We start from the raw sequence: 8,217 nt of genomic DNA, 5'->3' as shown, positions 1-8,217 counted from the left end.
CGGTGGCGCGCCGTCCGTTTGGGAATACTATGAAGGAGAGACGTCTCGGGCGGCCGACAGCCTCGCTCGCTGGCAGAAGCTCCTGCCCGCCATTGAGGCCGATCAGGCCGCACTGAAGCGTGACGCTGAAGATTTCCGTCGAGCGATCCGGCACGGCGTTTCTCGTCCTTGTTTCACTCCGCGCAGTACGCGCCCAGCCGGCGCGAGCCGATCATGTCAAACATTAGGCCCCACACCAGATGCTGATGGCACACCCAACGTGGCAGATTCAAGCGCTCGGGTTCCTTGGCTGGCTCCTCCTCTGCGCCGTCGCCGCAAGCGTGGGTGTCATTACCTCTGCACGCGCCGCCAGCTTCTACAAGCAGCTGCTGCAGCCAGCGTGGGCACCTCCGGCGTGGCTGTTTGGTCCCATGTGGTCGGTGCTGTATATCCTCATGGCTGTTTCTTCCTGGCTTGTCTGGCGCGATCACGGATTTACAGGCGCCGCGCTGGGATTGGGGCTCTTTGTCGTGCAGCTGGTCGCAAATGCCCTATGGAGCTGGCTTTTCTTCGTTTTGCGTCGCGGTGCGCTTTCGGTGGCTGAGATCGTCGTGCTCTGGCTGCTCATCCTGGCAACCATCCTCGCGTTCTGGCCTTTGCATCGGTTCGCTGCGCTGCTGCTCGTGCCCTACCTCGCGTGGGTATCCGTGGCGTCCGCGCTGACGTTGTCGTTGTGGCGTGCTAATCGCGCGGTACTTGGATAGCAACCGAGTGCTGTGCTCTCAACCCTTTCATCAAGCGGACTCGTGTCGAACGTGGGATTGATGGAGACACTCTCTTGCCGCTCCCAGAACTTTCTTCAGCTCCGGATGATTTCGACTTTGTTGTCGGAGACTGGTGTGTAAAACACCGTCGCCTCGATCAGCGCTTGGCCAATTGTCACGACTGGACCGAGTTCGATGGCGAGATGTCAACCCACAAGGTCCTTGGTGGCTTTGGCAACGTTGAAGACAACCTGCTCAAATTTCCGGACGGGGAATTTCGCGCCATTGCCTTGCGCGCTTTCGACAAAGAGTCAGGCACGTGGGCCATCTGGTGGTTGGATGGTCGCTTCCCGGGCCAACTCGATGTGCCGGTCAAGGGCCGCTTCAACGATGGCATCGGCACCTTCTACGCGGACGACATCCAGAACGGCGTTGCGGTCAGGGTTCGTTTCCTTTGGTCCTGCTCAGGCCCCGACACGCTGCGATGGGAGCAAGCATTCTCGGCAGACGGCGGTGCTACTTGGGAAACGAACTGGACGATGGACTTCACGCGAAAGCCTCAGGCCTGACGATTCATTCGAAGCAGAAGACTGCGCCCCCGGGTCGATTTCTGCTTTGAGACGCAGGAGAGATCATTCGTGCGAACATTGATCGCGGCGCCAGGAATAAACGACGCTCGACCATCGACACACAGCACGCAGGAAGGATTGAAAAGCCGGCTGGAATCATGCGATTTTCGGTCGGGGCATTTTTCCTGCAACGTCGTACTGCGACACACAGCCAGCACGTCGCGAATCAGGCGCGCGCCCATCGAGACAGGGGCCGGGCGTCTGGTCGCAGATCTCAAACGGAGGACTCCGTGGGACTTCTGACCTTCAGCATCAATGTCACCGTGGACGGCTGCGTCGACCACGGGGAAGGAATCGCCGACGATGAGACCCATGCGTTTTTCATTCGCCTAATGGACGGAAGTGGGGCGATGCTGTGGGGTCGCGTCAGCTACGAGATGATGGAGAGCTACTGGCCGGCGGTCGCTCGCGGCGACGCGCAGGCACCTGCGACAATGCACGAGTGGGCCATCAAGCTGGAAGCCAAGCCGAAGTATGTGGTGTCCTCGACGCGAAAGGACTTCCCCTGGGCCAACAGCCACCACCTCTCTGGCGACCTGCATGCGGGCATACACAAACTCAAGGCCGCGATCCCGGACGGCATACTTCTCGGCAGCGGGAAACTCGCAACCGAGTTGGACCGGCTGGATCTGATCGACGAATACAAGTTGCTGGTCCACCCCCGAATCGCCGGCCACGGTCCCACTCTGTTCGATCGCGGTCTGCCCAGTACCCGACGTCTCGAACTGGTCTCGGCGAAACCGTTCCGCAACGGAGCAGTCGCCATGCACTACAGGCGCGCACGCTGACTCGACGTGGATGCTGTCGCGTGACGTTTCAATCAAGCCGATGCCGCGACGCGACGCGGCTCAATTGACACGTTGAGCGGTGGAGCAAGACCCGCGTTCGGCACGTTGATCGACGATCAAAAACAAGCGAGGCTCATGCAACCCTCTACAATCGACGTGCAGCGTGTGGGGAGAGCTCGACGCAGCTGCTGACGTCGGACGGATTTGAACGCGGGCGGTTTTCTCGAAACCCTCGCCAGGCCCAACGCGCACTGTTTCCATCAATGAGTTCAGCATGAGCAAGTACATCTGGCTATTGGTTCTCATACTTCCAATGTGGGCTGCCGTCGAGCTTGATGCCCCCAAGTGGGTTTCCGTGCTTACCGCTCTCCCATTTTTCTTGCGTGCAGCCACCCTCGGAGACGAGCCGGATGAGCATCTCCTTGGTGAGAACTTCGACCAATCCAGGCCGTCGATTCTCGTGATTCTGGGGATAGGCGGGCTTGTGCTGGGCGCTGCGTTCCTGGTGCTGTTCCGGGCGCTGTTGTGACTCGCCGATGCAGCCGGCAGCTGGTTGTCTACGGTCAGCCGCAACGGAGGAACGAAGAGAATGAATCCCACATTGGCCAATGCCTTCCTGCTCCTACTCGCCTTGTTCACACTTCTCCTCGCTGCGAACTCGGTTCGTACAGGCGAAGTTGCATGGCGCGGCGGCAATGTGGCCGCCCGCCGCAACGACAATCCCGGTCTGTTTTGGCTTCTTGTGGCCGCCCTGGTTGGGGTCGGTGTCCTCATTGCATGGCGGGTGCTCTCTTGACGCCCGGGTCGCATCGCGGACTGTCGCCCGTGCTTCTGCAGATTGCCGCATGCCGCATGCAGCGTCGCGACGGCGTGCTCCATCTTTCCGTCGAGCCGACGAGCCCTGGCAGCGGTCGCGCGCCTCTGTCCATCGTTGATGGCAAACATCAGCCTTCAAACAATGGTGTTTGATCGACTTGGTCAGGCCTTTCCTGGATGGACCATTGCCGCCGCGTGACGACGCTGGCTTCCAAGGAGATCGCTCAGACGCGCTTCACCGGAAGTTGGCAGGCGATCTCGAAATGCTCCGGCCGATGCGCGAACGGACGACCGATCCATGCCTCGAAGCACGGTTGATCGGCGGGCATGTAGCCGCTCTGCGGGAGCCATGTCTTGTACAACCAGTCGAGCGCGCGCGCTTCGAGAGCAATGTCGCCGCTCAGCACCACTTCGGCCACGCGCATTGGCGGAAATTCCAGGCGGCCGATTTCACCTGCGGACACGACATCGTCAACCACCAGTGCAACGTCGTACCGACAATCGGCAAGGGCGACGATCTCCGGCTCGTCCCACATGTAGCCGAGCCATTGACCATCCGCGACCCCGCGCTCGATCGCCCAAGCGACGAGTCGCTCGCATGCGGCTTGCGCCACGCCCTCGCGGTACGGATCAAGAACGCGGATGTACGCAACCGTGCGCGCAGGCAGGTCGCGCAGCGTGACTGCGAAACCGTCGGGATTCGCGCCAGCGGGCAGCGTCGTGACGCGCGGAGATCCCCTCTGCCGCGACAGGACACCGTCCAGTTCCGCGCGCCGCGTATTGGAGAACGTGTCGAGGTCGAACGTGCTCGGCGAGGTGCCGTAACGCTGCCTGAAGCTACGCGAAAAATCGGACGAGGACGAGAAGCCGCAGTCGAGCGCCACCTCGGTCAACGACCGGTTGGGCGCATGTGACATGAGATGCAGCGCCCGCTCCAGACGCTGCCGCTTCACGAACAGGTTCAGTGGTTCGCCGAGAATGGCTTTGAAGATGCGGTGGAAATGGAAACGCGAGAAACCGGCCACCTCGGCCACTTCGCTCAGCCTCAACGGCTGAGCGAGGTTGCGAACGATGTGGTCGATCGCGCGGTTGACCCGCTCCACGTAGATCAGGGAGGCGTCACACCCGGCTTTTCGATCCGTTCGCAAGATATGGCTAGTCTTCGACACCGATCGCAATCATGGTAGCACCCGTGCGGGTTCGGACCCTGGCGTCGGGCGAACAACCAGTGCGAGACAGCACTTCACCCGTTGGCGGCGCATTCCGTTGCAGATCGATCACCTTCCCATCACCACGCGTTTGAGGTTCACATGAAACGAGTCACTGGAATCGGCGGCATCTCTTTCAAGGCGAAGGACGCACCTGCACTGCAGGCCTGGTACAAGCGCCATCTCGGCATCGATGTGCAGGCGTGGGGCGGCGCCGCGTTCGACTGGACCAACGCGGACGGCAAGCCCGTGGGCGGAACCACCGCCTGGTGCATTGCGTCGGAGGACAGCACGCAGTTTGCACCGGGCACGGCCGCCTTCATGGTCAACTACCGAGTCGACGACGTGCATGCCCTGGTCGCGGCGCTCGAAGCGGAAGGTTGCAACGTTCTCGAAAAAATCGATGAGTCCGACTACGGGAAATTTGGCTGGGTGATCGATCCGGAGGGGAACAAGGTCGAGTTGTGGCAGCCCCCGTCGGGGCAATGACGCGCGGATCGCGCGGTCGCCGAATCCTTGATCGCATCGCACCGTGCGGGCAAGATCGGGTGCCATGTCTTCTATAGCCCCGGCGTATGGATGCACATCAGTTGGAAGAGCTCCTGGTTCGCGCAACATCGGATCCCGATGCACGGGCGACGTTGGTATCGGCTCTCCCCGATTCGCGCGTCGCAGTTCCGATCAATCGAGGATTGGAGAACGGGGAACTGCCGAGCGACTTCAAACCGCTGACTCTCAACGCGCAGGAAGGTTTCCCTGTCATCGCAGTTTTCACCACTCCGGACAAAGCCGCACCCTGGATAAAGCAACAGCCCGCATTCCAGCACTCGTTGGTGACGGCTTTCTCATGGGTATTGAAACTTGCCAAGCCGCCATTCGGCATCGCACTCAATCCTGGCTACAAGTATTCGCTGGCGTTGTCTCCTGGAGAGGTTGAAGCGCTGGCAAAAGATGCGTGTCCGGCAACCTAGCGCAGGAACCATCGGAGAAACGGATGAAGCGCACATGGACGATTCTTGGCGTGTCCGACGTGGTTCGCAGCTTGCGGTGGTATCAGACACTGTTCGGGCAGCCGGAAACGGCACCTGCACATGACTATTTTGGCCAGGTCGTCGACACGGATGGAACGGTGCTGCTTTGCTTCCATCGCTGGGGCGCGCACGAGCATCCCTCGCTCGCCCGTGCAGACCGTGCGGAGCCCGGAAACGGACTCCTGCTTTTCTTTCGCGTGGACGATTTCGACCTCGCCCTGTCCCGGGCGCGCACGCTTGTCGCTCGGCTCGACGAGGAGCCCAGTACGAGTCCGAATACCGGAACCCGCGAGTTTGCACTGCGTGATCCGGACGGGTATCACGTGATGATCAGCGCAATGGACGCGTCTTGACCGCCGGGACGCACACTGAGTGTCGTCATTGTCTGAAACCGTGAGGCCTCGACGGCGGGCAAGCATCAAGACCGGCCCCTGCAACTTGATACAGTCGCCGCCAGTTCCAATCGCGACACTCGGGGGCAGACTGTTCCCCATTGAAGGAGACGAGATGTCCCGTAAAATCGTGTTCACGTCGAACGCGGCCGCGCCACCGCGCACCTACAGCCAGGCCGTGAAAGCAGCCGGGCTGGTGTTCGTCTCGGGCACGTCGCCGACGGATCCTTTGACAGGCACGCTCTCGGGTACGACGATTCAGGAACAGACGCGGCAATGCCTCGCGAACATCCGGTCGATTCTCGAGGAAGCGGGCAGTTCACTCGATAAGGTCGTGAGCGCGACCGTGATTCTTGCCGACGAGGACGACTTCGCTGGAATGAACGAGGAGTGGCTGCGCTGGTTCCCGGCCGATCCCCCGGCACGTCAGGGCGCGAAGTTGCCCGTCCGCATTCCCGGACTGAAAGTGTCCATTGCGGCAATTGCCGAGGCCTGACCCACCGACCCTTCGTCGCAATGGCGCAAAGAGTTCTTCACCTCGTATGTTTCTTCGCCGGGACCCGTCGTGACTGCACGTGAATCCATCACGCTCATCGAAGTTGGCAACGACGAACAGACGGACGACGCGCGCGGTCTGTTTCAGGAGTACGCCGAGGCGATTGGTGTCGATCTCGAATACCAGGGATTCGCGGCCGAGCTGCGCGCGCTGCCGTTTCCCTACCAGGCGCCGCATGGAGCACTGTTTCTTGCGCAGATCGCCGGAGCGACGGCCGGCTGTGTTGCACTTCGTCGACTCGACGATCACACGGGCGAGATGAAGCGGCTCTACGTGCGCCCGGCATTCCGTGCGAGTGGTCTGGGACGGTCTCTGATCGAAGCAGCCATTGAAGCGGCACGCGCCGCCGGATATGCGGCATTGCGACTGGATACACTTCCGACCATGGCTCGCGCACAGGCCCTCTACCGGCGTCTCGGGTTCGTGGAAATCGGGGCGTACAACGCGCACCATCTGGCCGGAACCCGATTCTACGAACTGAGGCTCGCGCCCTGACGATTCCGGGATGCCGTCGGTGTCACTCGCCGACACCGGCGACACGGCGCACCTGCGCGCGCACCCACCGCGGGGTCACCGAACCCACGGTCTCTCCACCCGACGCAGCGGCGCTGCAGTGGTCGACTTCACCGCCGGATTGAGCAGCTTGCGTCGTTTCAAATGACGGATGGCGGCCTGCACCGTCGATTTTGCAAGCCCGGTGCGCGTGGCGAGCTCCTGCAGACTCAAGCCCACCGTCGGCGTTCGGCGCTGTTCCGATTCACACAACAGGCACAGATAGACGAGAAACGCTGCAGGCTTTCGATCATGGCCAACGAGGTCCGGGAGCAGGACATCGACGACGTACGCATCAATGGAATATCGCTTCATGGCAACCGATGCTATAGCAACGATCGGCACTTGGGAGCAGGTGCCGGTGCAACAATGACGCTCCCGGCGTCGGCCGGAATCTGCCGCAAGGAGAAAGCAGAGTGATCACCCAACTCAAGTTCGTCGGCGTGCCGGTGCTCGACCAGGAGCGTGCGCTCGCGTTCTACACCGAAAAACTCGGCTTCGCGATTGCAACGGATCAGCCAATGGGGCCGGGTCAACGATGGATCGAGTTGCGGATCGCGCACTCGCCGACGCGCATCGTGCTGTTCACGCCACCGGGACACGAAGATCGTGTCGGCACGTTCTTCAACGGTTCGCTGGCGTGCGACGACGTCGAAGCAACGGTGCGACAGCTCGAACGACGTGGCGTCACGTTTGTCGAGCAGCCCACCCGGCAGCCGTGGGGAACCTTCGCGAAATTCCTCGATTCGGAAGGAAATACATTCGTGCTCTCGTCTTCCTGACACCGCTCCGCCGACGATGCCCAACGTTCTTTTCGTCTGCAGCCGCAACCGTCTGCGCAGCCCGACCGCCGAGCAAACGTTCTCGTCGCGACCGGACATCGAATGCTCGTCGGCTGGTCTCGATCATGACGCGGAGAATCCATTGACCGCTGAACTGGTCGACTGGGCCGACCTGATCTTCGTGATGGAGAAAGCGCACTCCCGCAAGCTGCGTTCGAAGTTCAGGCCCCACCTGTCCAGCGCGCGCGTCATCTGCCTCGACATCGCTGACGATTACCGCTACATGCAGCCGGAGCTGATCCGGTTGCTCGAGCGCAAGGTCAGCCCGTTTCTTCCTCTGCTGCGCGGGCTGGTGAAAAACGGATCGACCGAAGGCGGTCCCGTCGGTCGATCCACGGAAGCAGAGATGGACTGAGGCCGATGAATTGGATCGCCGCAATGCTGTCCCGCTGGAGTTTGGGCGTAAGCTTCGGCCGCACAAACATTGATCCGGCTCGCCGGCCGGCATGCTGCCGTCCAGTAAACGCCCGAACAAGTCGTCCGGATTTGTCCAGACATTCCCTGACTCCCGTGAGCCACCGGTAACGGATGCGCCGATGAACAAACGTCCCCTGCAGATCACGCTGGCTGTGCTCGGTGCGATTCCGGTGCTGACCGGCCTCGTCACACTCTTCGGTGTCGATGATCCGATCTATGCCGGCGCGGGCATTCCCCGCCATG

Annotated in this window: 13 protein-coding genes and 1 pseudogene; 12 read left to right on the top strand and 2 right to left on the bottom strand. The window is 61.4% G+C overall.

Going from position 1 to position 8,217, the window contains the following annotated elements:
• Window positions 1-245: 245 nt before the first annotated feature.
• The 5 genes from ABIV12_RS07665 (at window position 246) to ABIV12_RS07645 (ending at window position 2,956) form a co-directional block, all read left to right on the top strand.
• Entirely contained in the window at window positions 246-743 is a 498-nt protein-coding gene (locus ABIV12_RS07665) for a TspO/MBR family protein (protein WP_348057909.1), read from the top strand.
• Window positions 744-817: 74 nt separating this feature from the next.
• Window positions 818-1,312: a hypothetical protein gene (locus ABIV12_RS07660; RefSeq protein WP_348057907.1), complete on the top strand. Its 495-nt coding sequence runs from the start codon at window positions 818-820 to the stop codon at window positions 1,310-1,312.
• Between the two features lie 290 nt (window positions 1,313-1,602).
• Window positions 1,603-2,160, top strand: coding sequence for a dihydrofolate reductase family protein (locus ABIV12_RS07655; RefSeq protein WP_348057905.1), 558 nt, complete (start codon window positions 1,603-1,605; stop codon window positions 2,158-2,160).
• Window positions 2,161-2,434: 274 nt separating this feature from the next.
• Window positions 2,435-2,689: a hypothetical protein gene (locus ABIV12_RS07650; RefSeq protein WP_348057903.1), complete on the top strand. Its 255-nt coding sequence runs from the start codon at window positions 2,435-2,437 to the stop codon at window positions 2,687-2,689.
• 60 nt (window positions 2,690-2,749) lie between these two features.
• On the top strand, window positions 2,750-2,956 hold the full coding sequence (locus tag ABIV12_RS07645; protein ID WP_348057901.1) for a hypothetical protein: 207 nt from the start codon (window positions 2,750-2,752) through the stop codon (window positions 2,954-2,956).
• Window positions 2,957-3,200: 244 nt separating this feature from the next.
• Here the strand turns inward: ABIV12_RS07645 and ABIV12_RS07640 are convergent, their stop codons facing one another.
• Window positions 3,201-4,079 (bottom strand): AraC family transcriptional regulator, encoded by an 879-nt coding sequence (locus tag ABIV12_RS07640; protein ID WP_348057899.1) that lies wholly within the window; start codon window positions 4,077-4,079, stop codon window positions 3,201-3,203.
• A 207-nt stretch (window positions 4,080-4,286) separates the two neighbouring features.
• On the opposite strand from ABIV12_RS07640, the gene ABIV12_RS07635 reads away from it, so the two are divergent.
• The 5 genes from ABIV12_RS07635 (at window position 4,287) to ABIV12_RS07615 (ending at window position 6,658) form a co-directional block, all read left to right on the top strand.
• Window positions 4,287-4,673, top strand: a complete 387-nt coding sequence (locus ABIV12_RS07635) for a VOC family protein (protein WP_348057897.1) — start codon at window positions 4,287-4,289, stop codon at window positions 4,671-4,673.
• A gap of 86 nt (window positions 4,674-4,759) precedes the next feature.
• Window positions 4,760-5,155 carry an SseB family protein gene (locus ABIV12_RS07630; RefSeq protein ID WP_348057895.1) on the top strand — a complete coding sequence of 132 codons (396 nt, stop codon included), beginning with the start codon at window positions 4,760-4,762 and terminating at the stop codon, window positions 5,153-5,155.
• A 23-nt stretch (window positions 5,156-5,178) separates the two neighbouring features.
• On the top strand, window positions 5,179-5,568 hold the full coding sequence (locus ABIV12_RS07625) for a VOC family protein (RefSeq protein WP_348057893.1): 390 nt from the start codon (window positions 5,179-5,181) through the stop codon (window positions 5,566-5,568).
• 154 nt (window positions 5,569-5,722) lie between these two features.
• A complete protein-coding gene (locus tag ABIV12_RS07620) occupies window positions 5,723-6,103 on the top strand; it encodes a RidA family protein (RefSeq protein ID WP_348057891.1) in 381 nt (126 codons plus the stop codon).
• A gap of 69 nt (window positions 6,104-6,172) precedes the next feature.
• Window positions 6,173-6,658: a GNAT family N-acetyltransferase gene (locus tag ABIV12_RS07615; protein WP_348057889.1), complete on the top strand. Its 486-nt coding sequence runs from the start codon at window positions 6,173-6,175 to the stop codon at window positions 6,656-6,658.
• Between the two features lie 75 nt (window positions 6,659-6,733).
• Here ABIV12_RS07615 and ABIV12_RS07610 read toward each other — a convergent pair whose 3' ends face one another.
• The gene (locus ABIV12_RS07610) at window positions 6,734-7,030 is read right to left on the bottom strand and encodes a helix-turn-helix domain-containing protein (protein WP_348057887.1); all 297 of its coding nucleotides are present in this window, start codon (window positions 7,028-7,030) and stop codon (window positions 6,734-6,736) included.
• A gap of 101 nt (window positions 7,031-7,131) precedes the next feature.
• Between ABIV12_RS07610 and ABIV12_RS07605 the strand changes: the two genes are divergently transcribed.
• Window positions 7,132-7,497: a VOC family protein gene (locus tag ABIV12_RS07605; protein ID WP_348057885.1), complete on the top strand. Its 366-nt coding sequence runs from the start codon at window positions 7,132-7,134 to the stop codon at window positions 7,495-7,497.
• 16 nt (window positions 7,498-7,513) lie between these two features.
• Window positions 7,514-7,831: pseudogene (locus ABIV12_RS07600) on the top strand (low molecular weight protein tyrosine phosphatase family protein); the annotation flags it as partial.
• Between the last annotated feature and the right edge of the window lie 386 nt (window positions 7,832-8,217).

Origin of the sequence: Dokdonella sp., from assembly GCF_039926425.1 — a bacterium.
Lineage (GTDB): Bacteria > Pseudomonadota > Gammaproteobacteria > Xanthomonadales > Rhodanobacteraceae > Dokdonella_A.
Note: the sequence above shows the minus strand (reverse complement) of the source record. Positions and strands in the feature narration are given on the sequence as shown.

Bases quoted from the DNA above. Each gene is read 5' to 3' on its own strand.
- ABIV12_RS07635 (WP_348057897.1), top strand. From the start codon at position 4,287: ATGAAACGAGTCACTGGAATCGGCGGCATCTCTTTCAAGGCGAAGGAC.
- ABIV12_RS07610 (WP_348057887.1), bottom strand. From the start codon at position 7,030: ATGAAGCGATATTCCATTGATGCGTACGTCGTCGATGTCCTGCTCCCG.
- ABIV12_RS07650 (WP_348057903.1), top strand. From the start codon at position 2,435: ATGAGCAAGTACATCTGGCTATTGGTTCTCATACTTCCAATGTGGGCT.
- ABIV12_RS07665 (WP_348057909.1), top strand. From the start codon at position 246: ATGGCACACCCAACGTGGCAGATTCAAGCGCTCGGGTTCCTTGGCTGG.
- ABIV12_RS07625 (WP_348057893.1), top strand. From the start codon at position 5,179: ATGAAGCGCACATGGACGATTCTTGGCGTGTCCGACGTGGTTCGCAGC.
- ABIV12_RS07630 (WP_348057895.1), top strand. From the start codon at position 4,760: ATGGATGCACATCAGTTGGAAGAGCTCCTGGTTCGCGCAACATCGGAT.
- ABIV12_RS07645 (WP_348057901.1), top strand. From the start codon at position 2,750: ATGAATCCCACATTGGCCAATGCCTTCCTGCTCCTACTCGCCTTGTTC.
- ABIV12_RS07620 (WP_348057891.1), top strand. From the start codon at position 5,723: ATGTCCCGTAAAATCGTGTTCACGTCGAACGCGGCCGCGCCACCGCGC.